The organism is Novosphingobium sp. ES2-1, assembly GCF_015169775.1.
Lineage (GTDB): Bacteria > Pseudomonadota > Alphaproteobacteria > Sphingomonadales > Sphingomonadaceae > Novosphingobium > Novosphingobium subterraneum.
Genome location: NZ_CP063445.1, coordinates 2501179 through 2523678, shown reverse-complemented (window position 1 = coordinate 2523678; position 22500 = coordinate 2501179). Strand labels below are relative to the sequence as shown.

Below are 22500 nucleotides of genomic sequence, written 5' to 3'. Positions count from 1 at the left end.
GGAGTTCCGGGTGCAGAGTGACTTTAATCGCGCGATTAGGGAAGCCCGAATAAGGAATCCCTGGCGGAAGAAATCTGTTCAACCTGCGTGGACAGTTCCGAAGCGTATCGGCACTCTGCAGGCTCCATTGCGTGAAGGCGTTTTCATGATCCTGCGGAAGCTCTTGCAAATTGCGGCCTTCATCACCCTGCCCACGTGGGCGTGCGCGGAAGACAGGCAGGCCACCTTCGTCAAGGATATGGTGCGCCTGGTCGGCAAGGCTCATCCGTCTGGCGAGGTAAAGCCATCGGGAGATGACTGGCAGGAGCTCCGCATTGATTTCCCCGGCGAGGACAGTGACCGGATCGTCAATATCGGCCGCATCTGGACATTCTGTCAGTCCGCAGAGAAAGCCGACTGCAAGGTTGCCAAAGAGGAGTTCGCACGAAAGACAGCACTGCTGCCACCTGAAGGCAAGGTCAGCGATCTTCGGGTTACTGTGCGAGACAAGGTCTATTACGACTATGTGAAAAGCCCTCCATCGCGTGGCGATGTTTCCGGTGCCAAGGTAATCGACGCTCTCGCGCGCCAGATCGGCGAGGATCTGTACGAGTTTCTGGTACTTGACTCACCCGACACGATCGCCCTTGCCGGACGCGAGGCGTTGCAGAAACTCTCGCTTTCGGAAGAAGAGGCGTGGCGCATTGCCGAGCGGCAGACTGCCGAGAGACTTCCGCCGCTGCCAACCGTAGCTCAACTCCGAGAAAATGCGGTGGCGTTCGAGGAGTACGAGTATCTCGGCAGCTTGCTGGTGCAGAGAGACGGATTTGCCGCGCTGGCAGAGGAACTTGGTCCCGATCTGTTTGTCACAGCCGTGTCGGATGGCTTCGTCTTTGTCGGTCTGATGCCTGATGGAGAGGGCCTGCAGCGGTTCTCGAAGACCGTCGCCGAGGACTGCGCCGCACAGCAGCGTTGCATCTCGCCAAACATCTACCGGTTTCGTGATGGGCAGTGGCGCATCGCGACTGGTAGCATCGTTCCCTAACCGAACAACCTCTGCCACAGCGTTCGCCGCCGCCTTGGCGGGAGCTGCTGGCCGGTTACACGCATGAGGTAATTGGCAAGCAGCAGGGCCTGGTTGCGCGTCATCAGCAGGTGGTGCGTGTCGATCGCCTCGGGTGTGGGCCGGGGGGTCTTGCTCGATTGTACGGTCAGATGGATATTGCGTGCGAAAGCGCGATGTTTCCAGCCAACGACAACGCCCGAAAGCTCGTGCGGTGTATCATCGCTCGGCGAGTTTGCCGTTGCCATAAACCCTCTCCCAATTCCCCGCAACACAGGGAATCGGAAGATGGCAATTTCGTCAAGCTATTGAGTCGGGCATTCGTTTCGGATTGGAACGGTCAGGCGGCGAGCTGGTATGGCGCGATCTCGCCCGCGAGGTAGAGCTTCTTGGCCTTCGCGCGGCTGAGCTTGCCCGAACTGGTGCGCGGCAGCGTGCGCGGCGGCACAAGTTCGACCACGCAGTTCATGCCGGTGATCGAACGCACCTTGTCGCGGATCTGGTCGCGCAGCTTGACGCGTTCGACCGGGTCGGACACGCGGCAATGCACGAGCACGGCGGGCGCTTCCTCGCCATTTTCGGTCTCTACCGAGAACGCGGCGATGTCGCCCTGGTGGAAGCCGGGAAGCTGCTCCACCGCCCATTCGATGTCCTGCGGCCAGTGGTTCTTGCCGTTGATGATGATCATGTCCTTGGCGCGGCCGACGATGAACAGGTAGCCCTTTTCATCGACGTAACCCATGTCGCCCGTATCGAGCCAGCCATCGACCATGCAGGCGTCGGTCGCTTCCGGGTCGCGGAAATAGGAGTGCATCACCGACGAGCCGCGGCACCAGACCTTGCCGATGTGGTGATGCGAAAGCGAGTTGCCGTTCTCGCCCCGGATCGCGACTTCCATGCCCAGAACGGGCACGCCGCAATTGACCATGGCGCGATAGCGGGCAGGGCGCGAAAGATCGCGCGGCGTGCCCGACAGGCGCTCTTCCTCGACCAGTTCGACGCGAATGCCTTCTCCCGGCGGCATGATGGTGACGGCCAGCGTTGCTTCGGCAAGGCCATAGCTCGGCAGGAAGGCCTCAGCCTTGAAGCCGGCTTCGGCAAAGGCGTTGACGAAGTTCTGCATCACGTCGGGGCGGATCATGTCGGCCCCGTTGCCGGCAACGCGCCAGCGCGACAGGTCGAAACGGTCCGAGACGTGGGTCTGGCTGGAGATGCGGCGGGCGCAGATGTCGTAGCCGAAGGTGGGCGAATAGGAGAGCGTCGTGCCCTTGTTGCGGCTGATCAGGTCAAGCCATGCCAGCGGACGGCGGGCGAAGTCCTCGGTCTTGAGGTAATCGACCGAGACGCTGTTGGCGATCGGCGAAAGGAAGCAGCCGACAAGACCCATGTCGTGATACCACGGCAGCCACGAAACCGCACGATCCGGATCGGCGATCTTCATGCCGTGCGAATGGCCGGCGAGGTTGGCCAGCAATGCGCGGTGCGTGACGGCAACGCCATGCGGAAAGCGCGTCGAGCCGCTGGAATACTGAAGGTAGCTGATTGCGTCAGGATCAGGCGTGGGCAGGGCGGCGTCGGACTGATCGCCCGCATGGAATTCGTTCCACGAAAGACCGGCGCAGCCCTGACGCGCGGCGGCGGCGCCTGCCATTTCGGCAATCTCGCCGGGATAGACCAGCATCTTCGGGTCCGAACTGGCAAGCTGGACGGCGAGCTGGTCGATATAGCTTTCCTTACCGCCGAAGCTGGTCGGCAGGGGCAGGGGGACGGGCCACGCGCCTGCATACATCGCGCCGCAGAAGATCGCGGCGAAATCGGGACCGGTTTCTGCTACCAGTGCCACGCGGTCACCGGGAACGACGCCCATCGCCATCAGGCGGCGGGCGGCCACCAGCGCGTCCTCACGCAGTTCGGAATAGGGATAGACTCGCGAAAGCGTGCCGCGCGGATCGTGGAAGTTGAACCCCAGCACGCCCTTGGCGGCATAGTCCAGCGCATCGCAGAAGGTATCGAAGTCCGCATACCGACGTGGCTGCACGTCGATGTTGGGCGTGGGAACGAGAATCGCCTTGTCAGCGACAGCGTTCGAAACAGTCATGCGATACCCCGATGTTCTCTTCATTCGTCCTGCGGGCCTGTGCAGACCCGCCGATGAACGGTCCATTAGCTCGAACGGCCCATTACTGGTCCGTGACGCGAAAACAACGCCACCACGGTACGGACGTTCTCATTTAACAGGGACTGTGGCACGAATGTGGCGGATGGACCGCAATTCCCCTGATGGCCGTGGCAACCGCCGCGAAAGGAAACCGCCAAGGCCGCTCGATGCCGCGCGGCTTGACGAAATGGCGCTGGCCTATGTCGCGCGCTTTGCCACCAGCGCGGGCAAGCTTTCCGACTACCTGAGGCGCAAGTTGCGCGAACGGGGCTGGGAGGGGGAAGGCGAAGCCGATCTTCACGCGATCGTCAGCCGATTCGTCGAACTGGGTTATGTCGACGATGCCGGATTTGCCCGCGGCAAGGCGCAAAGCCTTCTGCGGCGAGGCTATGGGGCGCGGCGCATCGAGCAGGCGCTGGGCGCTGCGGGAATCGCCGAACCGCTGCGCGAGGAGGCACGCGGCAGCGATGCGGAGCGACGCCGGGCTGCACTCGTCATGGCGCGAAAGCGGCGCTTCGGCCCGTTTGGCGGGGGCAGCGGGCTTGACCCGGCCCTGCGCGAGAAGCAGGTCGCAGCCATGCTCAGGGCCGGACACCCCCTTGCCTATGCGCGCGAGGTGGTGAATGCATCCAGCCCCGAAGCTCTGGAAGAGTGGATCGATGAAGCAGCTGACTAGACTAGCCGTTCTTTCTGCCCTTGCGCTGATCGCAGGGTGCTCGCCAGGTGCGGCCGACGCCGGGGCCAAGGCGCAGCCCCAGGCGTCAGCAGCGGCGGTTCATCCGGTCTCGGGCCTCCAGATCACGCCCGTGACGGTGACCAGCGGCAACGGGGCCCACGTGTTCAAGTCGGAAGTTGCACGCACCTCTGCCGAGCAGGCCAAGGGGCTGATGTTCCGAACCGAGATCGGCGATGACGAGGGCATGATCTTCCTGCGCAATCCGCCGGATATTGCTTCGTTCTGGATGCGCAACACGGTGATTCCGCTCGACATCATCTTCGTCGGTCTCGATCGCCGCATCATCAACATCGCGGCCAATGCCAGACCTTATGACGAAACCCCGCTCCCTGCGGACGGGCCGACGCTGGCGGTGCTGGAAATCAATGGCGGGCTGGCCGCAAGGCTCGGCATCAAGCCGGGCGACAAGGTTGACTGGTAAGATGAGGGCAGCGGCATCAACGCGCTTGCCGACTCCCCCCATCAGCGGCTAAGCGCCCCCTGATATCCAAGGCAGGTAGCATGAGCATCCTCGGCAAGATCTTCACGTGGTGGAATGGTGCCACCGTCACCACCATGCTGTTCAGCGCACTGAATGGTGAGCAGGTGGGCACCGATGCGCAAGGGAACACCTATTTCCGCGCCAAGAAGCCCTATCCCAAGGGCCACCCCTTTGCCGGGCGCGAACGCCGCTGGGTAATCTACAATGGCGCCAACGATGCCAGCCGGGTTCCCTCGGAATGGCATGGCTGGCTGCACGGGGCGTTCGATGGCGTGCCTGAAAGCAACCTGCCGCCACCGCGTATCTGGGAAGCGGACTTCACGCCGAATGCCACCGGGACCTCGCAGGCCTATCGTCCGCAGGGCGCGCTGGAGCGCGGTGGCAAGCGCGCCGCCGCAACCGGTGACTACGAAGCCTGGGTTCCGGAAGCCTGATGCCATCTGTCGCATCGCCGGCAATGCGTGCACTCGCACTTGCGGGTCTGCTGACGCTTGCTGGTTGCGGCGAGAAGGCTCCCGCTCCGCCGCCAGAGGCCACGGAAACAGGTGCGGCAATTGCCAGCGCATCCGGTGCCGCAGTGGAAAGCGAATTCGGCACGCCGATCAAGGACCGCGTGGCGACCCTCGGCCTGCTCAACAAGCGTAACAACATCACGCAGGACATTGTCCTCAAGAGCGGCGAATCGCGGCGGATCGGCAATGCCATCGTCAAGCTCGCCACCTGCGAGAAGACCGCGCCTTGGGAAGACCCGCCCGAGACCGGCGCCTTCGTCCAGCTTTTCGTCGAGGAGCGGGCGAGCACCGATCAGCCACTGGCCTGGCGCAAGGTGTTTTCAGGCTGGTTGTTCCGGAACGCCCCGTCGTTGAGCGTGGTCGAACACCCTGTCTATGACGTCTGGGTCAAGGACTGTGCGATGACCTTCCCCGGCGAGGAAGAGCCGGTCGCTTCCGCGCGCAATGCGGCAAAGCCCAGCGGCAACGCCAGCGCGGCGGCATCCCCCAATCCCGGGCCGAAGCCCGCGACCAGTCCATCACCGACCGCTTCGGCAAGCGCGCGACCTGCAGCCACTTCAGCCGAAGAATAGGGCCGCTGCGCCTGTGACAGCAGTTGCAGGTACTGGCTCTGCGGAATCTCGATTGCGCCCAGAGACGCCAGGTGGGTCGTGGTGAACTGGCAGTCGAGCAATTCCGCGCCCACCGTGCGCAGCGACGCGACCAACCAGGCCAGAGCGACCTTGGATGCATCGGTCTGGCGGCTGAACATCGATTCGCCACAGAACACGCGCGCGAATCCCACGCCATAAAGTCCGCCGACCAGCCGCCCCTCGTTCCAGCATTCGATGGAATGGGCATGACCATGTTCGTGAAGCCCGATGTAGCTTTCGCGAATCCGCGCGCTGATCCAGCTTTCGTCGGCACCGGGGCGGGGCGCAGCGCAGGCGTCGATCACGGCTTCGAAAGCGGCGTTGCAGGTGACGGTGAATTTGCCCCGGCGCAATGTGCGGGCCAAGGATTTGGAAAGATGAAAGCCCTCCAGCGGCAGAATCGCCCGTATCCGCGGCTCCACCCAGAAGACTTCGGGATCATCGCGGCTGTCGGCCATCGGGAAAATCCCGGCGCGATAGGCCTTGAGCAGGAGCTCGGGCGGGATGGCGTGGGGATCGTTGCGGGCCATAATCTTCAATAATGTGTTTCGGTCGGTTGCGCTCCCGCCGTCAAGTCTTTAAGGGGCCGCTCAGAGCACAGGAGTGTAGCTCAGTTGGTAGAGCATCGGTCTCCAAAACCGAGGGCCGTGGGTTCGAGTCCCTCCACTCCTGCCACTCGCCACCAAGGCGAGGTTTGGCGCCGCGAATCACCTTGAAGACAGCGCAATCCGCCAGCAGCTTTTTTGCCGCTGCGCAGGATTCGTCGTGCCGATGGTCACGCAATCGAATTAGGCGCAATGCCCAGGCAAAAAAGAGGCGGTACGCCTTTAAGCGCCCGCCCCCAGTCGTCTCATGCGTCTGGTTCGCTTGAGAGTGACAGGATGCTAGCATCGCGACTGCGCAACGCCAGCGTCAAAGTCCGGTGAGCCGACGAAACCGGCACGAAAAAGGGCGAGCCGTCTGCGGCCCGCCCTCTTCATGCCGGTTTGAGGCTGGTGCTTACCTGCGATGAAGGCCGCCCAGCGCACCGCCCGCGGTTCCCGTCACGCCGCCCTGGAGCGACCCGGCAGCGCCGGCTCCGGTCTGACCGAGGCTGCCACCGAGTGATCCACGGCCGGAGACTGCGGCATCGACCGCGCCAGACGTTGCCACGTCATCGAGAGTGTCGGTGGTACGATCCTTCAACCGACCAGTCGTCCTCTCGGCCGAGCGCCTGGTTTGCTCCGCCGTAGCTTCGGCCTTGCGCTTGGTGCGCTCGGCCGTCGCCGTGGCCTTGCGTTCTGCCCGGTCCACCGCCCTCGTGTCTGCGCGAGTCTCGTTGCGGGTACGGGCTGTAGTGGAAACCTCTCCACCCAAGCCCTTGGTGGCTGAGTCGCGCTGCGCGGTGGCGGACGTGCTCACTTCGGCGCCCACACCGGTATTGGCATTGACTGCGCCATTGCCCGTCGAAACCTGCGCGCCGGCATTGGTCGAGCCTTCAGCCTTGGCCTGGCCGCTCTGGGCCTGCGCGGTCCCGGCCATGGCAAGGGCCACCAGCGGAAGAATGATCTTTTTCATGGTTCTCGTTCCTTTCGCCCCATTTCGCGCCCCTGTTTTCGTGCAGGCGTTCAACGGTGCGCCGTCAGCTGCGTTCCTGCCGATGGCTCGGATTGCCGGGGGCAGGGAGCGGGCCATCCCGTTTGTCCTCCATGGCGGCCCCATTGCCACCCTTGCCAACCGGCCCGGCGCGGACTAAATGAACGGAACTTCCGACATCGGAAAATCGCCCGCCCCTCCCGGACTTGTCCGGGGCGGCGATGACCCCTAGCCGGAAGAAACGAAATTCCACGCGGCTCCGGCCGCAGCAAGCAAGGCACCAGAGCAATGGCCAAGACCAGCCCCGGCGAGTTCTTCAATCAGGTGAAGGCCGAAGCACGCAAGGTTGTCTGGCCGACCCGCCAGGAAACCACCACCACCGCGATCTTCGTCGGCATCATGATGCTGATCCTCGCAGTGTTCTTCCTCGGCATCGACTCGCTGTTCAGCGCGGTCGTCCGCTTCCTGCTCTCGCTCGCCTGATCACCTAAAGGACCAAGAGAAACGATATGGCCCGCTGGTACATCATTCACGCCTATTCCGGTTTCGAGAACAAGGTGAAGGAAGCGATCATCTCCGAAGCCGAGCGTATCGGTCTTTCGCAGCTGGTCGAAGCGGTCGAAGTGCCGACCGAGACGGTCACCGAGGTAAAGCGCGGCAAGAAGGTCCAGGTCGAACGCAAGTTCATGCCGGGCTACGTGCTCGCCAAGCTGGCGATGAACGACGACATCTACCACCTCGTCAAGAACACCCCGAAGGTGACCGGCTTCCTCGGCACCAACAACAAGCCGCAGCCGATTTCCGACAAGGAAGCCGCCCGTTACTTCGGTGCGCGCGAGCAGGCCGCCGCCGAACCGCGCAAGAACGTCTCGGTCGATTACGAGATCGGCGATCAGGTCAAGGTCAACGCGGGGCCTTTTGCCTCGTTCAACGGCGTGGTCGAGGAACTGGACTTCGACAAGAGCCGCGTGAAGGTCTCGGTCTCGATCTTCGGGCGTGCGACGCCGGTGGAACTGGGCTTCGAGGAAGTCGAACTCGTTCGCGGCTAAAGCACCAGAGCTTGCATTTGCGGGCCGATAGCCTTATCGGCCCGCGCTTCGCTGCCTGAAAGGGCAGTGATTCCGTGCGGGAGTTCCGGTTTCGGAGCGTTTGACCGCTCACTCTGAGGCTTCGCTCCATCGGGCGGGCCGACAGGAAGAAAGGAGGCCATCGTGGCCAAGAAGATTGAAGGCTATATCAAGCTGCAGGTTGCAGCCGGTGAAGCAAAGCCTGCTCCGCCGATCGGTCCTGCGCTGGGTCAGCGCGGCGTCAACATCATGGAATTCTGCAAGCAGTTCAACGCTGCCACGCAGGAAGTCGAAAAGGGCACCCCGCTGCCGACCGTGATCACGGTCTATGCGGATCGCTCGTTCACCTTCGTGACCAAGACCCCGCCCGCAACCTTCTTCATCAAGAAGGCCGCTGGCATCAAGTCGGGTTCGAAGACCCCGGGCAAGGCTTCGGCCGGTTCGATCAAGCGTTCGCAGCTGGCGGAAATCGCCCAGGCCAAGATGAAGGACCTGAACGCGAACGACATCGACGCCGCAACGAAGATCATCGAAGGCTCCGCGCGCGCGATGGGCCTCACCGTGGTGGAGGGCTGATTCCATGGCCAAGCAGACCAAGAAGCAGAAGGCCCTTGCCACCAAGCTGGGCGACAACCAGAAGCTTTATGCAGTCGATGAAGCCATCGCGCTGCTCAAGGACCTGAAGTCCGCCAAGTTCGACGAGAGCCTTGAAGTCTCGCTGAACCTCGGCGTCGATCCGCGCCACGCCGACCAGATGGTCCGCGGCATGGTCACGCTGCCCTCGGGCACCGGCAAGGACGTCAAGGTTGCCGTGTTCGCCCGTGGCGACAAGGCTGAAGCCGCGCTGGCCGCCGGTGCCGACAAGGTCGGTGCCGAAGACCTGCTCGAGGACATGCAGAACGGCAACCTCGACTATGGCCGCGTGATCGCGACGCCCGACATGATGGGCATCGTCGGCCGCCTCGGCAAGGTGCTGGGCCCCAAGGGCCTCATGCCGAACCCGAAGCTCGGCACCGTCACGCCGAACGTCGCTGATGCGGTCAAGGCTGCCAAGAGCGGTCAGATCGAATTCCGCGTCGAAAAGGCCGGCATCATCCACGGCGGCATCGGCAAGCTCTCGTTCTCGGACGAAGCGCTGCGCGCGAACTTCGACGCATTCGTCGATGCGATCGTCAAGGCGAAGCCTGCTGGCGCCAAGGGCAAGTACCTGCGCAAGGTCGGCCTGTCCTCGTCGATGGGCCCCGGCCTCAAGATCGACGTTGCCCAGGTTCACGGCGGCTGATCATGCTGCGTCCCCGCGAACGCGGGGACCTCGTGCGCTAATGCACCAGAAAAAGAAGGCCGGGGAGGGATACCTCTCCGGCCCTTTTTCTGTCGTCGTCACTCGTCTAGGAGCGGCGGATGCCCGATCCCGAAATCGCCCAGAACCCGGTCACCGTCGCTCGCCTGCAGGTGGAGGCGATCATTCCGCCCGAAAAGCGCGGGCCCGGCTGGGATCGCCACTGGCGTGAACTCGAAGCCTATGCCGATGCCGCCATGGAAGGCGCGGTTGGCGACTGGACGGTCAGCCCGGATCGAACTCGAGGCTGACCCGAAAGCCAGGGTTGGCACTCTGGGCGCAGATCGAGGCGCCAAGCCCGCGCGCCATGGCCTTGACCAAGCGCTGCCCAAGGCCGGTGCCCTTGGTTTCGGCGTTCTCGCCAAACCCTGCGCCATCATCTTCCACGGTCAGGCGAACGTGGCCGGCCGCGCCGGTTGACAGGATGATCCGCACTTCGCCGGCGCAATCGGCACCGTAGGCGTACTTGCAGGCATTTGCCACCAGCTCGCAGATGATGATGCCCAAGGTGACTGCCTTGTCGGTCTGCAATTCCATCGGTTCGGTCCTGGCCACGACATTGCGCGGCGCATGCGGCGACGTCCAGGTCTCGGTCAGATCGCGGGCGAGATTGGCGAGATATTCGTCCAGCGCCACGCTCTCGACATTGCCGGTGGCATAGAGGTGGCGGTTGACGTGCGCGATGGCGCCAATGCGCTGTTGCGAGGCCAGCAGCGCATTGCGCGCCTCGCCTTCGGGCAGGACCGAAGCCTGCATGTTGATGAAGCTCATCGTCATCTGCAGGTTGTTGGCCACGCGATGGTTGACCTCGCGCAGGAGCGCGGCGAGCCGCTCGTTGCTGGCAATCAGGTCGCGCTCGGCCTGTTCCTTGGCGCGGCGCAGGCGTACCCTTTCGAGCGATTGCGAGAAGGCCGAGCGCAGCAGCTCGATGAAGTCCTCGCCGATCGTCTTGACGACATAGTCTTCGGCACCGGCACGCAGCGCGGCGGCGGCAAGACGGCCATCATCGGCCCCGGTGACGTAGACGACCGGAGGGCAGGAGGGCAGGGCGAGCAGTCGCTCCAGCGTCTGCAAGCCATCCATGCCCGGCATGTGATGATCCACCGCGATAACGTCGAACTCTTCGCCCTGCGCCGTGGCAAGGCCCTCGTGCCCGTCGGCCGCGAGCGTGATCTCGAAGCCCAACGTGCCAAGGCGACGTTGTACCAGCCGGCGCAGCGCCGGATCGTCGTCGATATAAAGGAGGCGGACGGGATCCGCGCTCAATGGGCCTCCTCGGCGTCCGGCACCTGGATGACCGAGAGGAACAGGCCGAGCTGGCGGATCGCCTCGGCGAAGTTCTCGTAGTTGACCGGCTTGGTGATATAGACGTTGCAGCCCATGTCGTAGCAACGCTGAATCTCCACCTTGTCGTCGGTCGTGGTGAGCACCACAACCGGCGTGCGCCGCAGATGCGGATCGCTCTTGATCTTGGACAGGATGTCGATCCCGCTCATGTCCGGCAGGTTGAGGTCCAGCAGGACAAGGGCCGGGCCGTTGTGTGCCGGGCCGTGCGGATCGTTCCACAGATAGTCGAGCGCGCTGGTGCCATCGGTGAAATGATGGATGGTGTTCGAGATACCGGCGCGCCGGATGTTCTTCTCGATCAGACGGGCATGGCCTTCGTCATCCTCGACCATGACGATGTTGACGGCGAGTTGATCAGGCATCGGCTACTCCGGATTGAAACTTGAGCGGCAGGCTGACCGTGAAGGTCGAACCCTGTCCTTCCTCGGATGATACTTCGACGAGCCCTCCAAGGCGATAGGCCAGCGCGCGCACGTGGGCGAGCCCGATGCCTTCGCCCGGCTGGTCCTGCATGCCCGACCGGCGGAAGAGATCGAAGATGCGATCGTGGTCACGGGCGGATATGCCACGGCCGTTGTCCGTCACCGTTATGATCGCGCGGCCGTGGGATGTGCTGCCCGCAATGCGAATCTCGCCGGGGCGGCCCGGTTGCAGGTACTTCAGCGCATTCTCGATCAGGTTCGACAGGATCTGTTCGATCGCCAGCCGGTCGGTCTCGACTACGGGCAGTTCACCCAGTTCCACGCGCGTTTCGGTTTCGTCGATCCGGTGCTGGAGGGACTCGATAATGGATTGCACCACATCGGCAATGGCAACGCGCGCCGGGGAGAGCGTGCGGCGGCCCTCGCGCGAAAGGCGCAGGATCGCGTTGATCAGGCGGTCCATCTTCTGCGTGGACGACCGGATGAAGCCGATGGATTCGGGCAGGTCCTCCTCCACCGCCAGACGCACCTGCTGCGGCACTTCCTCGCCATCCTTCAGCACGTGTTCGCCGATAACCTTGCGTGCTGCATCAAGCTCTGCGGTAAAGCCCATGACATTGACCAGAGGCGAGCGCAGGTCATGGCTGACGATGTAGGCGAAGCGCTGGATCTCGGCATTGGCGCGCTGCAATTCGGCCGTGCGCTCGTCGACGAGCGTTTCCAGTTCCTGATTGAGCAAATGGAGTTCGCGGCGCTTGCCGTCGATTTCGGCGATGTTGCGGCGGATGATCTGTATGGCGGCTATCGCCACGCCGATGACCAGGGCGGCACAAAGCGCCAACATGGCCGAAAGCAGGGTGCGCGTGCTGTCCTGCGCGAGGTTCCGTTCGCGCAGGAGCTTGTCCTCGCGCACCAGCATCTCGTCGGCATAAGTGCGAATGTGGCGAATGGCCGCAACGGTGCTGTCGCGGTCAAGCGAATCCACCTTGAGAATGCCGAGCTTGGCCTCCGCCTCGGTGGTGCGTGCCTGTTCGGCGTATCCGTCAAAGGCCTTGCGCAGGCCAGCCACCGACCGGACTTGGGAGCTGTTGTCCTTCACCAGCGTTTCGAGCGTGGTCAGCTCGTTGCTGGCATCGGCGATGGCCTTCTCGGCAATCGTGATGAAGTTTGTTTCGGTCGGCGCGATGATGATCCCGCGCCGCGCTGTCTCGGTCCGCTCGGCGTGGCGGACGAAGCGATTTAGCGACGCTTCCACGTCAAGCGTGTGCTCTACCCAATAGGCATCGCGCTCGGCCTGCCGCTGCACGATGACCACGGCGGCAACCGCCGCGACGACGGCTGCGAAGCCGATCGCGAGCAGCAGCAGGATAAGCCGGTTGTTCCCCGCATCGCGCGAGAAAGCGTAAGTCGGCGTCGTCGGCATCGTAAGGTAGCACTCCCGTCGACGCAGGAACTCCTCAAGCCGCCATTGCGTTCCCGCTCTGTGTCAAGAAATGTTACCGGATGTTTTCGGTTGTATAGCACTCGGCGACCAGGCTGATCACTTGGCCCTCAGCCGTGCGCAGCCGGGCCCGGTGGGAAAGGACTGTCCCCTGCGGGCACTGCTCCATCGCCCCGCGCCGCTGTGCCAGACGCTCCCGCTGGAAGCGGAGCGGCGCAACGACTTTCCCGAAGGGCGTGTCGGTCGTGGCCAGCGCTCGGTTCATCTCGGGCGTCAGGCGTGACGGAACATACCAGTTGTGCGCTACCGAGAGCGTGCGGCTCCCGCAGACCAATCGCACATGGCGGTATGCCACCGGCTCGTCGGCGGAAATCTCGAGGCTCTGGCGGACTGCGAGGGAGACCGGTGCGGCGGCGGGATCAGAGATGGCCCGGATCACCGGGGGATGGGCAAGCCCCCGCCTTTCACACCACTGGCCCAACGCCGCCGTCGCGCTGTCATTGGCGGCAAGCGTGCGCTCGAAATCGGTCAGGGTCGTGGAGCATCCCGCCAGCGCTGGCAGCAGCAGTGCCAGCAGCATCCCATCAAGGTGCGGGCGGAGCATCGGGCGCAGCAACGGCCACGCGCCGGGCCGAGAGAATCTTCACCGGCTTTGCCAGGATCTGCCCCCGCATGATCCCTTCGCCCTCGGTCTCCGAGATCGGTGCAGCGAAGATGGCCTTGACCACTTCCATGCCTTCGACGACCTGGCCGAACGCGGCATATCCTGCCTTGGCCTCGGGATCAGTCGAGTCCGGCTGGGCATCGAGGCCCGGCTGGTCCGATACCATGATCGAAAAGTCGCCGGTTGCCGTGCCCGGTGCATAGCGCGCCATCGAAAGCGTGCCGGCCTTGTGCAGGATGCCGGTCACGTTTGTCGGCTCATGCGCGACAGGCGGCAGGTTGCGCCTGGGGTCGCCGCGCGTTCCGGCCTGGATGAGACCGTTCGGCTGCTCGCCCCAGTTGAGATGCATCGCGCGGTAGAAGACCGTGCCATCAAGGCGCTTCGTCTCGGCATATCGGACGAAGTTAGTCGCCGTCGCGGGCGCATGCTTGACGTCGACCTCGACGACAATTCGCCCGGCCTCGGTCTCCAGCGCGACCCGGACCGTGTCGGGCAGGGGAGCAGTCGACGGCGCGGGATAGGCTGGCGCTGCTGCGCGCGGCGCGGGCGCGCGCTTCTTTATCGGCGCGGCGGCAACGAGGGCAAAGGCGATCGGTGCAAGCACGGCAAGGCGACGGGTCAGCACGGCTTCAGATTCCCCCCGCAACGGGGAAACGGCCGATTGCGGCCAGCCCCTCTTCCAGCGCATGGGCGCAGGCCTTGAGCGTCGTCTCGCTGACCGAGCGGATCACGAAATTCGCCCCGGTCTTGCCTTCCCGGAAGAACGGGTAACTGCCGATCTGCACACCATCGAACGCCTTTTCCGTCTCGCGCAGAAGGTCGGCGATCTCGCTTTCTGCCACCCAGCAGCCGACTGTTGTCGAGAGCAAGGGCAACCCACCTTCGAGTTGACCGGTCAGGCCATCGAGCATCTGTGCGGTTATGCCCGGCACACCTGCCATCAGGAAAACGTTGCCGATGCGGATGCCGGGGGCGCCGGAAACGCGGTTCTCGATCAGGTCCGCGCCGGCCGGCACGCGCGCCATGCGCAGGCGCGCATCATTCAGGCCACCGCGCTTGGCGTAGTAGCTTTCCAGAATCGCCCGGGCCTTGGGGTGAATCACTACGTCCACGCCCAGCGCCGCCGCTACTGCGTCAACCGTGATGTCGTCGTGCGTGGGGCCGATGCCGCCGGTGGTGAAGAGGTAGTCGTTGCGGGCGCGCAGGGCATTGACCGCTTCGATGATGGCCACCATGTCGTCTGGCACGACACGCACCTCGCGCAGGCGTATGCCCTGGACGCCAAGCCAGGTCGCCACCTGGGCGATGTTCTTGTCCTGCGTGCGGCCGGACAGGATTTCGTCACCCACGACAATCAGCGCGGCGGTCCAGATGCGGGATTCGTCAGTCATCGCGGGTGTGGTATCGCAACGGGACGTCCCGCAAAAGCGCTTATTCCGCTGCCGCCATGTGCGCCTTGTGCGCGGTTGCGGGGCGGGGATGGCTGAACTGCAGCACGCCATCCTCGATCGGGTCATCGCGCATCCACGTCACGTCCCGCACGTAGTCCTGGTTCAGTCGCCAGCGCATGTCGCTTGCCGACTTGGGCAGGAGATGGCGGGCCCGTTCGATATAGCCCGAGGAGAAGTCGTAGATGTTGTCCTCGTCCAGATGGTGGTTGGGCGCCAGTTTCGGAACGGCCACTTCCATCCCGCGCGATTTCATCGCGTTGAGCACGTCACAGATGTAGCGCGCGTTGATGTCGGCCCGCAGCGTCCACGAGGCGTTGAGATAGCCAAAGACCGCCGCTAGGTTCGGCACGTTCGAGAACATCGCGCCCTTGTAGTAATAGCGGTCGGCGAAATCGACCGGCAGGCCGTCCACGCTGATCGCGATCTTGCCGGCCATTACCATCTTCAGGCCGGTGGCTGTCACGATCACGTCGGCATCGAGATGCTTGCCGGATTGCAGCTGGATGCCGGTCGCATCGAAGCGCTCGATCCGGTCGGTCACGACGCTGGCCTTGCCCGCCTTGATGGCCTCGAACAGGTCGGCGTCGGGCACCAGGCACAGTCGCTGCTCCCACGGATTGTACGGCGGCGTGAAGGCTTTTTCGTCGTATTTGTCGCCCAGAAGGGACTTCAGCCGCTTGGTCAGGAACGCGGCGACCTTGTCCGGCCGGGTGCGTGCCCGCTTGAAAAACAGGTTCTGCAGCTTGACGTTCTTGAAGCGGGTGATCCGGTACGCGGTCTCCTCCGGCAGGAACTTGCGCAGGAAGTTGGCGATCGCGTCCTTGGCCGGCCGGGTGACGTACCACGTCGGCGTGCGTTGCAGCATCGTGACGTGCGCGGCCTTGTCGGCCATCGACGGCACGATCGTCACTGCGGTCGCGCCCGATCCGATGACTACAACCTGCTTGCCCGTGTAATCGAGGTTCTCCGGCCAGAACTGCGGGTGGACGATCTCACCCTTGAAGTCCTCGCGCCCGTCGAAATGTGCTTCGTAAGGCTTGTCGTAATCGTAATAGCCGGATCCGAGATAGAGCCAGCCCGCCGTCACCCGGCTGCGCTGCCCATCCTTGCCTTCAAGGGTCACCACCCAATAACCGGCGGCACTGTCAAAATCGGCGCTGACCACCTTGCTGTCGAAGCGGATATGGCGGCGGATGTCGCGTTCGTCGGCAATCCGGTTGAGGTAGTCGAGGATGGAAGGCCCGTCGGCAATCGACTTCTCGTGCTTCCAGGGTTCGAACACGAAGCCCAGCGTGTGCATGTCCGAATCGGAACGCACGCCGGGATAGCGGAACAGGTCCCAGGTGCCTCCGATCTGTGACCGGCGCTCGACTATGGCGAACGAGCGGTCGGGGCAGAGCATTTTCATGTGTGCTGCCATGCCGATACCGGAGATTCCGGCCCCGACGATCAGCACGTCAGTATCCGCCTTGCTGGCCGTAAAGGTGGACTGCTCTGCACCCACTGTCTCTCTCCATCGCTTCTATTTACAGCAATGTTAGCACACTTGCGCGCGATTGCCAGTGGCGCCCGACTTTGCCACTCATGTCGGCATGACCGTTATCGCCGCCCGCCGCTACAGCAATGGCACCGCTCACGATGAAGCCCTTGCACTGACCGGCGAGTGCGTACCCGACCTTGCGCCCCACACCTTTGACTGGATCGGCCTGTGCGAGCCTGACGTGGCCGAGATGGATCTCGTGCGCCGCCAGTATGGCCTGCATCCGCTCGCGGTCGAGGACGCCCTCAATCCCCGCCAGCTGCCCAAGGTCGAGGTCTATGGCCGGACGCTGTTCGTCGTCGCCCGCACCGCCGAGCTGAGGGAGGGCGAGGAGATCGGCTATGGCCAGACAGCATTCTTCGTCGGCCCCCATTTCCTCATCACCGTGCGCTTCGGCAGCACGCGGCCCCACCTGTCCCTGCGGGCCGAGATCGAGGCACAAGGCGACAGGCTTTCTGAAGGACCGGATTACATTCTCCATGCCGTGCTCGATTTCATCGTCGATGGCTACCTGCCGCTGCTCGAACGCCTCGAGGAGATCGCGCAGGAAATGGAAGAGGCGGCCATCGACGTGTTTCCGGAGCAGTCCGTCATCCGCCGCATCTTTCGTCTGCGCCGCCAGCTGCGTCGTTTCGAAAGGGTGATCGGTCCGATGGAGGAGGTTTGCGAACGCCTGGTCGTGGCTGATCTTCCCTGCATCGATCCCACTGCGCGGATCTGGTTCCGCGACGTGCTGGATCATGTCCGCCGGGCGATGGCGCGGATGCGCGGGCTCAAGGAAACGCTCGCGGCGATTGTCGAAACCGCCAGCCTGCTTGAACAGCACCGGCAGGGAGAGATGACCCGTCAGCTGGCTGCCTGGGCCGCCATCCTCGCCGTGCCCACCGCCATTGCCGGCATCTATGGCATGAACTTCGAATACCTGCCCGAGCTGAAGTGGCATTATGGCTACTTTGCGGTTTGGGGGGTCATCATCACCGTCTGCGGGGGCCTGTGGTTGCGCTTCAGGCGGATCGGCTGGCTCTGATCGTGTGGACAATCGCGCGCTTTCGGATTGTTACCGCACTATGACTGCCCTAGTGCGCGCACAGGAGGAGACGAGTCGTTTCCCCTGGTGCGTGCGGCAATTCGGGAAGCTTATCGATGTTCGGCTGGTTCCAGCGTCTCCTGCCCAAGTCGGGCGATTTCTTCGGCATGTTCGAACGCCATGCGGCCGCCTGTGTCGATGCGGCTGATGCGCTCGCCAGGTTGACGCGCGCCCAAGGCGATGCGGCGCAGTGGGTCGGCCGGATCCGCGATCGCGAACACGCTGCCGACGACGTCATCCGCGAAGTGCTGTTCACTGTGCGCCGCACCTTCCTGACGCCGTTTGATCGCGGGGCAATCACTTCGCTGATCGGCGCCATGGATGACACCATCGACGAGATGCAGGCCGCAGCTTCCGCCATCGAGCTTTATGAAGTCGTCGGCTTCGAGGCCGAGATGCAGGCCATGGCCGACAAGATCGTCGAAGCCGTCGGCCTCATTGCCGAAGCCATGCCGCTGCTCCGCGACATCGAGCGCAACGGCGGGCGTCTTCACGCGCTGACCGAACGCATCGTCAAGCTTGAGGGCGAGGTCGACCTGATTCACCAGGCGGGCCTCAAGGCCAACTTCGAACGCCATCGCGCCGATGGCGATCACATCGCGTTCATCGTCTCGCGCGAGATATTCAAGCACCTCGAAAAGATCGCCGACGCCTTCGAAGACGTGGCGAACGAGATCGACGCGCTGGTCATCGACCACGCCTGACGGCGCGGGACAGGAGCTGATCCGATGCACGAGCTCGCCTTTCCGCTGCTGGTCGGCCTGATTGCGCTGGCGCTGGCCTTCGACTTTCTCAACGGCCTGCACGATGCGGCCAATTCCATCGCCACCGTCGTATCGACGCGCCTGCTCTCGCCCGTGGCGGCGGTGATCTTTGCTGCCGCCGGGAACTTCGGGGCTTACTGGCTGGTCGGCCTCCATGTTGCCGATACCATCGGCAAGGGCATCATCGACAAGGATATCGTAACCCCTGCCGTCGTGTTCGGCGCACTGGTCGGGGCGATGTTCTGGAACATCGTCACCTGGATCAAGGGCATTCCCTCCTCGTCCAGCCATGCCCTGATCGGCGGGCTGCTGGGCGCGGGCGTGATCCACGGTGGGTTTGATGCGATCGAATCCAAGAAGACGATCGAGACGTTCGTCGCCATCTTCATGTCGCCGATGATCGGCATGGCGCTGGCCATGTTCTTCGTGCTCATCACCAGCTGGCTGTTCAAGGGTTTCCAGCCGCGCCGCGCCGAAGGCGTGTTCAAGGGCCTGCACCTGCTGTCCTCGGCGGCCTATTCGATCAGCCATGGCGGCAACGATGCGCAGAAGACGATGGGCATTATTACCGTGCTGCTCTACTCGACCGGCTACCTTAAAGGTGAATTCCACATTCCCGAATGGGTCGTGCTGTCGTGCTATGCCGCCATCTCGCTCGGCACGATGTCGGGCGGCTGGAAGATCATCAAGACGATGGGCACCAAGATCACCCGTCTCAATCATCACACCGGTTTCTGCGCCTCTTCGGCAGGGTCGATCGTCGTGTTCGGGGCGAGCGCGCTCGGCATTCCGGTCTCGACGACCCATGCGATCACCGGCAGTGTCATCGGCACCGGCGCTGCCCGCCGTGCCAGCGCAGTGCGCTGGGGCGTCGCGCAGCGCGTGGTCATGGCCTGGTTCATCACGATCCCGGCCAGCGCCACCGTCAGCGCCGCCTTCTACCTGCTCACGCGCCTGTTCTGATCTGCTCGGGGCGCTATCGCCCCACCGTCATCGCTGTCGCGGGCGGCGGAGGCTTGCGGAACAGGGGCACGCGCTTGAGCCACAGCTTGAGCGCCTCCCAATGAATACCTGAAGTGACCTTGAGAGTTGCCAGAGGGTAGCCCAGCGCTGCTCGCAGGAGTGCCGCATCGGTCAGTTCTGCACGTCGCGCAGAGTGGACTGCCGCCAGGATCGGGCCTTTGCTGTCGGCCACGGTGATACCGATCGTCAGACGATCGCCCGGCGGAGCGACGCGGAAGGCATATTCCAGATCCATCGGCAGGAAGGGGGAGACGTGGAAGCGCTTGGCCGCGCTCTGGTGCAGGATCGTTGCCCCGGGCCGCGCTGCGATCACATAATTGTGCCGTTCGCCGAAGGTGTTCGAAACCTCGTAGATCACTGCCCGCAACGCCCCGTTGGCGCCATGGCAGAACCAGGTGCTCAACGGATTGAACGCATATCCCAGAATGCGCGGCATCGTCAGCAGCACGATGCGGCCGCCGTCCGGTTCGATTCCGGCCTCGCGCAGCAAACGTTCCGCGTGTGGACGCAGCGTCCGGCCGTCGCCGATATCGCGGTCGTGGAAGGAAAACAGGTTGAACGTCCCGCGCGAAAACAGTCTGAGCCGCGCGGCGAGGTCGTCGATCCGGTCGATGTCGAGCGCCATGTGCAGCACGCGATAGCGCAGTACGTGGATGCAGGGCCGCAACCGCCGGTGCAGCACATGCCCAAGGTACAGTGCGCCGTCGTCCATCACGCCATTTCCGGCACGCGCGCCTGGTGCGTCACATGGATGCGCCCGGATTCCTCAGCCACGTTCCACGGTCGGCGCACCCCGCCCAGCTGCTCGGCCACGGCCAGCCCCGATTGCAGCCCGTCCTCGTGGAAACCTGCCCCGAACCATGCTCCGCAGAACCAGGTCCGCCGTCGCCCCTGCAAGGACCACAAATGCTTCTGCGCAAGGTCGGCGGCCAAGTCGAACACGGGGTGATCATAGGCCTCGCGCCGGATTAGCAGCGCCGGGTCCGGCTCGACGAGCGGATTGAGCGTGACGAACAGGTCCTTGTCGGTCGGCAGATGCTGCAGGCGGTTCATCCAGTATGTCACTGAAAGCTGGTGCTGTTCCGCGCCCCGCTGCGCCGCATAGTTCCACGCTGACCACACCTTGCGCCGCCGCGGCATCAGGCGCGGATCGGAATGGAGCACGGCCTCGTTATGGCGATAGGGAAAGGCGCCAAGTAGACGGCGCTCCTCGGCATCGGCATCGCCCAGCATCGCCAGCGACTGATCCGCGTGCGATGCCATCACCACGTGATCGAACCGCTCCCAACCGCGCCCGGTGTCAACCTCGACGCCATTGGGCAGGCGCCGCACCTGCCGCACCGGCGAGGACAGCCGCACCCCCTTGATGAACGGCGCGCTGATCCGCTTCACGTATTCGCGGCTCCCACCATTCACCGTGCGCCAGCGGGGGCGCTCGCGGAACTGCAACAGCCCGTGGTTCTCGAAGAAGCGCACGAAGGCCGCCGCGGGATGATGCGGGATATCGTGCACCGGGGTGGACCAGATCGCCGCTGCCATCGGATAGAGATGATCGTCGCGGAACGCCGGCCCACAGCCCAGCCCGTCAAGATAGGCGCCAAGCCCCAGCTCGCCCATCTCCGGCAGATCGCGCGGCGCCGCCTTGTAGAACCGCACCAGGTCGCGCAGCATCGACCAGAAGCGCGGAGACACGAGGTTCCGCCGCTGCGCGAACAGCCCCCGCAAGTCGCCCGAATATTCCAGCCGACCCTGGTCCAGCGTGACGGCAAAGCTCATCACCGTCTCGCACGTCGGCACGCCAAGATGGGCAAACAGCGCGGTCAAGTTGGGATAGGTGCGTTCGTTGTAGACGATGAACCCGGTGTCCACCGGCACGCCATCGGCCTCGACCGTGTTGCTGTGCCCGCCCAGCCGGTCCGCTGCCTCGAACAGCGTCACGCGGTGCCGCCGCGATAGCAGCCACGCAGCCGAAAGGCCGGAGATCCCGCTCCCCACCACGGCAATATCGAGCGCGCCCCCCGGCGCACTACCCTCTGTTATCACACCATGACCCCCATAGGCACCGCGATACGAACCGCCGCGACCTTACCCGTCCGTTTCCCGTTATAGACCGTTCCCGTGGTGACAGGTTGACACAAGTCACACCCCGGTGGCTAGTTGCTCTTCGTGAGCCTCCTTGCCCCGCTGATCTCGCTCGTAGAGCGCGCCCCGCTGCCCGATGCGCTGACCCGCGCCGGTGTGTCCTTCATGTGCGAAAAGCGCCGCCGCGCGGTCCATCGCGATCGGCCCGACGATGCGCGTTTCGCCGCGTGGATGGCGCAGCGGCCCGTTGCCGAACACACCGAAGCCGCCAACGAACAGCACTACGAACTGCCGCCCCGCTTCTTCGAATTGAGCCTTGGGCCCAACGCCAAGTATTCCTGCTGTCTCTATCCCACCGGCAACGAGACGCTCGAACAGGCCGAACTTGCGGCCCTTTCCGCCACCATCGAACATGCCGCGCTGGAAGATGGCCAGCACATCCTCGAACTCGGCTGCGGCTGGGGTTCGCTCAGCCTCACCATGGCCGCGCGCTTCCCCAACGCTCGCATCACCGCCGTCTCGAATTCTCGGCCACAGGGCGAACATATCCGGGCAAAAGCCGCAGCGCGCGGTCTCACCAACCTCACCGTGCTGACTGCCGACATGAATGCCTTTGCGCCGGAAGGGCAGTTTGATCGCGTCGTCTCGGTCGAGATGTTCGAACACATGGCCAACTGGCGCGAACTGCTTGCCCGGGTGAAGACATGGCTCCGGCCCGATGGTCGCCTGTTCCTTCACGTCTTCAGCCATCGCCAGTATCCCTACCGCTTCGACACCGCCGACAAGTCCAGCTGGATCGCGCAGTATTTCTTCACCGGCGGCATCATGCCCAGCCACGCGCTCATCGGCCAGTTCGACGATCTGTTCGCGCTCGAGCGGGAATGGTGGTGGGATGGCACGCACTACGAAAAGACCGCGCGCCACTGGCTTGCGCTGTTCGATGCCAAGGCGGCCGAGATCGAGCCGGTGCTACGTCAGGTCTATGGCGGCGATACGCCATTGTGGATGCGTCGGTGGCGCCTGTTCTACCTCGCCACCGCAGGATTGTTCGGTCATCGCGGCGGCAGGGAATGGGGCGTCAGCCACTGGCTGCTCAGGCCGGTATAAAAAAGGCACTTGGCAATCGCGGCTCCAGCG

The 22500-nt window shown here is 63.9% G+C and carries 27 protein-coding genes, 1 tRNA gene and 1 pseudogene; 16 read left to right on the top strand and 13 right to left on the bottom strand.

Annotated elements, in window-relative coordinates:
• The first annotated feature begins 145 nt into the window (after positions 1-145).
• On the top strand, positions 146-1024 hold the full coding sequence (locus IM701_RS12385; protein ID WP_193827093.1) for a hypothetical protein: 879 nt from the start codon (positions 146-148) through the stop codon (positions 1022-1024).
• On the opposite strand, the gene IM701_RS12380 is transcribed toward IM701_RS12385, so the two are convergent.
• Together IM701_RS12380 and IM701_RS12375 are read right to left on the bottom strand one after the other, a co-directional pair.
• Positions 1021-1290, bottom strand: a complete 270-nt coding sequence (locus tag IM701_RS12380) for a hypothetical protein (RefSeq protein ID WP_193827092.1) — start codon at positions 1288-1290, stop codon at positions 1021-1023. The genes IM701_RS12385 and IM701_RS12380 overlap by 4 nt on opposite strands.
• Before the next feature lie 92 nt (positions 1291-1382).
• Complete coding sequence (locus tag IM701_RS12375) at positions 1383-3140, bottom strand: fatty acyl-AMP ligase (RefSeq protein WP_193827091.1); 1758 nt, start codon at positions 3138-3140, stop codon at positions 1383-1385.
• Between the two features lie 163 nt (positions 3141-3303).
• Between IM701_RS12375 and IM701_RS12370 the strand changes: the two genes are divergently transcribed.
• The 4 genes and pseudogenes from IM701_RS12370 to IM701_RS12355 form a co-directional block, all read left to right on the top strand.
• Positions 3304-3876, top strand: coding sequence for a regulatory protein RecX (locus tag IM701_RS12370; RefSeq protein WP_039331834.1), 573 nt, complete (start codon positions 3304-3306; stop codon positions 3874-3876).
• Complete coding sequence (locus IM701_RS12365; RefSeq protein ID WP_039331836.1) at positions 3860-4357, top strand: DUF192 domain-containing protein; 498 nt, start codon at positions 3860-3862, stop codon at positions 4355-4357. Before IM701_RS12370 ends, IM701_RS12365 begins: the two co-directional genes overlap by 17 nt.
• An 80-nt stretch (positions 4358-4437) precedes the next feature.
• Complete coding sequence (locus IM701_RS12360) at positions 4438-4851, top strand: NADH:ubiquinone oxidoreductase subunit NDUFA12 (RefSeq protein WP_039331838.1); 414 nt, start codon at positions 4438-4440, stop codon at positions 4849-4851.
• Positions 4851-5267, top strand: a pseudogene (locus IM701_RS12355) (DUF2155 domain-containing protein); the annotation flags it as partial. The gene IM701_RS12360 and the pseudogene IM701_RS12355, both read left to right, overlap by 1 nt.
• 35 nt (positions 5268-5302) lie before the next feature.
• On the opposite strand, the gene aat reads toward IM701_RS12355, so the two are convergent.
• Entirely contained in the window at positions 5303-6091 is a 789-nt protein-coding gene (gene aat, locus IM701_RS12350) for a leucyl/phenylalanyl-tRNA--protein transferase (protein WP_193827090.1), read from the bottom strand.
• Positions 6092-6160: 69 nt separating this feature from the next.
• Here aat and IM701_RS12345 point away from each other — a divergent pair.
• Positions 6161-6236 (top strand) — tRNA-Trp (locus tag IM701_RS12345).
• Positions 6237-6560: 324 nt separating this feature from the next.
• On the opposite strand, the gene IM701_RS12340 is transcribed toward IM701_RS12345, so the two are convergent.
• The gene (locus IM701_RS12340; RefSeq protein ID WP_193827089.1) at positions 6561-7118 is read right to left on the bottom strand and encodes a hypothetical protein; all 558 of its coding nucleotides are present in this window, start codon (positions 7116-7118) and stop codon (positions 6561-6563) included.
• Here IM701_RS12340 and IM701_RS12335 point away from each other — a divergent pair.
• From IM701_RS12335 to IM701_RS12310, 6 genes are all read left to right on the top strand, one after another.
• Complete coding sequence (locus IM701_RS12335) at positions 7117-7296, top strand: hypothetical protein (protein ID WP_193827088.1); 180 nt, start codon at positions 7117-7119, stop codon at positions 7294-7296. The genes IM701_RS12340 and IM701_RS12335 overlap by 2 nt on opposite strands.
• 128 nt (positions 7297-7424) lie before the next feature.
• Positions 7425-7619: a preprotein translocase subunit SecE gene (gene secE / locus IM701_RS12330; RefSeq protein ID WP_039331848.1), complete on the top strand. Its 195-nt coding sequence runs from the start codon at positions 7425-7427 to the stop codon at positions 7617-7619.
• A gap of 26 nt (positions 7620-7645) precedes the next feature.
• The gene (gene nusG / locus IM701_RS12325) at positions 7646-8185 is read left to right on the top strand and encodes a transcription termination/antitermination protein NusG (protein WP_039331850.1); all 540 of its coding nucleotides are present in this window, start codon (positions 7646-7648) and stop codon (positions 8183-8185) included.
• A 162-nt stretch (positions 8186-8347) separates the two neighbouring features.
• Entirely contained in the window at positions 8348-8779 is a 432-nt protein-coding gene (gene rplK / locus IM701_RS12320) for a 50S ribosomal protein L11 (RefSeq protein ID WP_039331852.1), read from the top strand.
• Positions 8780-8783: 4 nt separating this feature from the next.
• The gene (gene rplA, locus IM701_RS12315; RefSeq protein ID WP_039331853.1) at positions 8784-9485 is read left to right on the top strand and encodes a 50S ribosomal protein L1; all 702 of its coding nucleotides are present in this window, start codon (positions 8784-8786) and stop codon (positions 9483-9485) included.
• 119 nt (positions 9486-9604) lie between these two features.
• Positions 9605-9793, top strand: coding sequence for a hypothetical protein (locus tag IM701_RS12310; protein ID WP_039331855.1), 189 nt, complete (start codon positions 9605-9607; stop codon positions 9791-9793).
• Here IM701_RS12310 and IM701_RS12305 read toward each other — a convergent pair.
• The 7 genes from IM701_RS12305 to IM701_RS12275 all read right to left on the bottom strand — a co-directional run bounded on the left by IM701_RS12305 (position 9768) and on the right by IM701_RS12275 (position 16287).
• A complete protein-coding gene (locus IM701_RS12305; RefSeq protein ID WP_193827087.1) occupies positions 9768-10808 on the bottom strand; it encodes a sensor histidine kinase in 1041 nt (346 codons plus the stop codon). The genes IM701_RS12310 and IM701_RS12305 overlap by 26 nt on opposite strands.
• Positions 10805-11251 (bottom strand): response regulator, encoded by a 447-nt coding sequence (locus IM701_RS12300; RefSeq protein ID WP_039331857.1) that lies wholly within the window; start codon positions 11249-11251, stop codon positions 10805-10807. Before IM701_RS12300 ends, IM701_RS12305 begins: the two co-directional genes overlap by 4 nt.
• Positions 11244-12734, bottom strand: a complete 1491-nt coding sequence (locus tag IM701_RS12295; protein ID WP_193827086.1) for an ATP-binding protein — start codon at positions 12732-12734, stop codon at positions 11244-11246. Before IM701_RS12295 ends, IM701_RS12300 begins: the two co-directional genes overlap by 8 nt.
• 73 nt (positions 12735-12807) lie before the next feature.
• Positions 12808-13356, bottom strand: a complete 549-nt coding sequence (locus IM701_RS12290) for a hypothetical protein (protein ID WP_193827085.1) — start codon at positions 13354-13356, stop codon at positions 12808-12810.
• Entirely contained in the window at positions 13337-14041 is a 705-nt protein-coding gene (locus tag IM701_RS12285) for a peptidylprolyl isomerase (RefSeq protein ID WP_193827084.1), read from the bottom strand. Before IM701_RS12285 ends, IM701_RS12290 begins: the two co-directional genes overlap by 20 nt.
• A 4-nt stretch (positions 14042-14045) precedes the next feature.
• Entirely contained in the window at positions 14046-14807 is a 762-nt protein-coding gene (locus IM701_RS12280) for a molybdopterin-binding protein (protein WP_193827083.1), read from the bottom strand.
• Between the two features lie 40 nt (positions 14808-14847).
• On the bottom strand, positions 14848-16287 hold the full coding sequence (locus tag IM701_RS12275; protein WP_370584363.1) for a flavin-containing monooxygenase: 1440 nt from the start codon (positions 16285-16287) through the stop codon (positions 14848-14850).
• A gap of 172 nt (positions 16288-16459) precedes the next feature.
• Here IM701_RS12275 and IM701_RS12270 point away from each other — a divergent pair, with 172 nt between their 5' ends.
• The 3 genes from IM701_RS12270 (at position 16460) to IM701_RS12260 (ending at position 19221) form a co-directional block, all read left to right on the top strand.
• Complete coding sequence (locus IM701_RS12270; protein ID WP_039331984.1) at positions 16460-17434, top strand: magnesium and cobalt transport protein CorA; 975 nt, start codon at positions 16460-16462, stop codon at positions 17432-17434.
• Between the two features lie 116 nt (positions 17435-17550).
• Complete coding sequence (locus IM701_RS12265; RefSeq protein ID WP_039331869.1) at positions 17551-18198, top strand: DUF47 domain-containing protein; 648 nt, start codon at positions 17551-17553, stop codon at positions 18196-18198.
• Between the two features lie 24 nt (positions 18199-18222).
• Positions 18223-19221, top strand: a complete 999-nt coding sequence (locus IM701_RS12260; protein ID WP_039331872.1) for an inorganic phosphate transporter — start codon at positions 18223-18225, stop codon at positions 19219-19221.
• A 13-nt stretch (positions 19222-19234) separates the two neighbouring features.
• Here the strand turns inward: IM701_RS12260 and IM701_RS12255 are convergent, their stop codons facing one another.
• Both IM701_RS12255 and IM701_RS12250 read right to left on the bottom strand, forming a co-directional pair.
• A complete protein-coding gene (locus tag IM701_RS12255; protein ID WP_193827082.1) occupies positions 19235-19993 on the bottom strand; it encodes a DUF1365 domain-containing protein in 759 nt (252 codons plus the stop codon).
• Positions 19993-21324, bottom strand: a complete 1332-nt coding sequence (locus IM701_RS12250; RefSeq protein ID WP_193827081.1) for an NAD(P)/FAD-dependent oxidoreductase — start codon at positions 21322-21324, stop codon at positions 19993-19995. Before IM701_RS12250 ends, IM701_RS12255 begins: the two co-directional genes overlap by 1 nt.
• A 123-nt stretch (positions 21325-21447) precedes the next feature.
• Between IM701_RS12250 and IM701_RS12245 the strand changes: the two genes are divergently transcribed.
• A complete protein-coding gene (locus IM701_RS12245; protein WP_193827080.1) occupies positions 21448-22470 on the top strand; it encodes a cyclopropane-fatty-acyl-phospholipid synthase family protein in 1023 nt (340 codons plus the stop codon).
• Positions 22471-22500 lie beyond the last annotated feature (30 nt).

Bases quoted from the DNA above. Each gene is read 5' to 3' on its own strand.
- IM701_RS12385 (WP_193827093.1), top strand. From the start codon at position 146: ATGATCCTGCGGAAGCTCTTGCAAATTGCGGCCTTCATCACCCTGCCC.
- IM701_RS12380 (WP_193827092.1), bottom strand. From the start codon at position 1,290: ATGGCAACGGCAAACTCGCCGAGCGATGATACACCGCACGAGCTTTCG.
- IM701_RS12375 (WP_193827091.1), bottom strand. From the start codon at position 3,140: ATGACTGTTTCGAACGCTGTCGCTGACAAGGCGATTCTCGTTCCCACG.
- IM701_RS12370 (WP_039331834.1), top strand. From the start codon at position 3,304: ATGGACCGCAATTCCCCTGATGGCCGTGGCAACCGCCGCGAAAGGAAA.
- IM701_RS12365 (WP_039331836.1), top strand. From the start codon at position 3,860: ATGAAGCAGCTGACTAGACTAGCCGTTCTTTCTGCCCTTGCGCTGATC.
- IM701_RS12360 (WP_039331838.1), top strand. From the start codon at position 4,438: ATGAGCATCCTCGGCAAGATCTTCACGTGGTGGAATGGTGCCACCGTC.
- aat (WP_193827090.1), bottom strand. From the start codon at position 6,091: ATGGCCCGCAACGATCCCCACGCCATCCCGCCCGAGCTCCTGCTCAAG.
- IM701_RS12335 (WP_193827088.1), top strand. From the start codon at position 7,117: ATGGTTCTCGTTCCTTTCGCCCCATTTCGCGCCCCTGTTTTCGTGCAG.
- IM701_RS12340 (WP_193827089.1), bottom strand. From the start codon at position 7,118: ATGAAAAAGATCATTCTTCCGCTGGTGGCCCTTGCCATGGCCGGGACC.
- secE (WP_039331848.1), top strand. From the start codon at position 7,425: ATGGCCAAGACCAGCCCCGGCGAGTTCTTCAATCAGGTGAAGGCCGAA.
- nusG (WP_039331850.1), top strand. From the start codon at position 7,646: ATGGCCCGCTGGTACATCATTCACGCCTATTCCGGTTTCGAGAACAAG.
- rplA (WP_039331853.1), top strand. From the start codon at position 8,784: ATGGCCAAGCAGACCAAGAAGCAGAAGGCCCTTGCCACCAAGCTGGGC.
- IM701_RS12310 (WP_039331855.1), top strand. From the start codon at position 9,605: ATGCCCGATCCCGAAATCGCCCAGAACCCGGTCACCGTCGCTCGCCTG.
- IM701_RS12300 (WP_039331857.1), bottom strand. From the start codon at position 11,251: ATGCCTGATCAACTCGCCGTCAACATCGTCATGGTCGAGGATGACGAA.
- IM701_RS12295 (WP_193827086.1), bottom strand. From the start codon at position 12,734: ATGCCGACGACGCCGACTTACGCTTTCTCGCGCGATGCGGGGAACAAC.
- IM701_RS12290 (WP_193827085.1), bottom strand. From the start codon at position 13,356: ATGCTCCGCCCGCACCTTGATGGGATGCTGCTGGCACTGCTGCTGCCA.
- IM701_RS12280 (WP_193827083.1), bottom strand. From the start codon at position 14,807: ATGACTGACGAATCCCGCATCTGGACCGCCGCGCTGATTGTCGTGGGT.
- IM701_RS12275 (WP_370584363.1), bottom strand. From the start codon at position 16,287: ATGGCAGCACACATGAAAATGCTCTGCCCCGACCGCTCGTTCGCCATA.
- IM701_RS12270 (WP_039331984.1), top strand. From the start codon at position 16,460: ATGACCGTTATCGCCGCCCGCCGCTACAGCAATGGCACCGCTCACGAT.
- IM701_RS12265 (WP_039331869.1), top strand. From the start codon at position 17,551: ATGTTCGGCTGGTTCCAGCGTCTCCTGCCCAAGTCGGGCGATTTCTTC.
- IM701_RS12260 (WP_039331872.1), top strand. From the start codon at position 18,223: ATGCACGAGCTCGCCTTTCCGCTGCTGGTCGGCCTGATTGCGCTGGCG.
- IM701_RS12255 (WP_193827082.1), bottom strand. From the start codon at position 19,993: ATGGACGACGGCGCACTGTACCTTGGGCATGTGCTGCACCGGCGGTTG.